We start from the raw sequence: 477 nt of genomic DNA, 5'->3' as shown, positions 1-477 counted from the left end.
CACCAGCACGGTCGGCTTCCAGGAAGCCGACCACGACCTGGCGGGCGACGCGACCTTCTGCGGTCTTCCCGTCCCCGGCACCGACGTCCTCATCGTCGACTTCGAGACCGGCGAGCCGCAGCCGATCGGCGCCCCCGGCGAGATCATCGTCCGCGGCCCCTCGCTCCTGACCCGCTACTGGCGTGCCCCGGAGGCGACGGCTGCGGCACTGCGCGACGGCTGGCTGCACACCGGCGACATCGGCCGCCTCGACGAGGACGGCTGTCTGCACTACCTGGGCCGCGACAAGGACATGATCAAGGTGAAGGGCATGAGCGTCTTCCCCGCCGAGGTCGAGACGCTGCTCGCCCGGCACCCGGACGTCCTGGCCGCGGCCGTCGTCGCCGCCCCGGACGAGGCGGCGGGCCAGCGTCCCCACGCCTATGTGCGCACCGTCGAGGGCAGCGCCCTCACTGCCCAGGAGCTGCGCGTCTGGGC

At 73.2% G+C, this 477-nt stretch carries 1 protein-coding gene; it reads left to right on the top strand.

Annotated features, from left to right (window positions below; all coding sequences use genetic code 11):
* Window positions 1-477: AMP-binding protein (locus tag ACFWY6_RS16000; RefSeq protein WP_384690027.1), on the top strand; the 477-nt coding region annotated here is incomplete at both ends.

The organism is Streptomyces sp. NPDC059037 (genome assembly GCF_042740015.1).
Taxonomy (GTDB): Bacteria; Actinomycetota; Actinomycetes; order Streptomycetales; family Streptomycetaceae; genus Streptomyces.
The sequence above is the reverse complement of the archived record's forward strand: the minus strand, read 5'-3'. Positions and strand labels throughout refer to the sequence as shown.